1 protein-coding gene is annotated in these 354 nt (G+C 54.5%); it reads left to right on the top strand.

The features are described 5' to 3' along the window. Nucleotides 1-354: recombinase family protein (locus KP705_RS19705; protein WP_215765537.1), on the top strand; the 354-nt coding region annotated here is incomplete at both ends.

Genomic DNA, 354 nt, shown 5'->3' with positions numbered 1-354 from the left:
CCGGGAAAGGGCCGGCCTTGACCAGGCACTGGCGGCTGTTCGTAGTGGCGATACTTTGGTCGTACCAAAGCTTGATCGACTGGCCCGCTCTGTCCCTGATGCACGGCTTATTGGCGACAGCCTGGCATCCCGTGGCGTGAAGCTTCAACTTGGGAACAGTATTCACGATCCGTCTGATCCAATGGGCAAGTTGTTCTTCAACATCCTTGCGACTTTCGCGGAGTTTGAAGCCGATCTGATCCGGATGCGTACTCGTGAAGGGATGGCCGTTGCACGCGACAAAGGTAAACTACGCGGAAAGAAACCCAAGCTTTCTGAACGTCAGCAAAAAGAGCTTCGCCGGATGTATGATAC

The sequence above is a fragment of the Gluconobacter sp. P1D12_c genome (assembly GCF_018812105.1).
GTDB lineage: Bacteria > Pseudomonadota > Alphaproteobacteria > Acetobacterales > Acetobacteraceae > Gluconobacter > Gluconobacter oxydans_A.
Note: the sequence above shows the minus strand (reverse complement) of the source record. Positions and strands in the feature narration are given on the sequence as shown.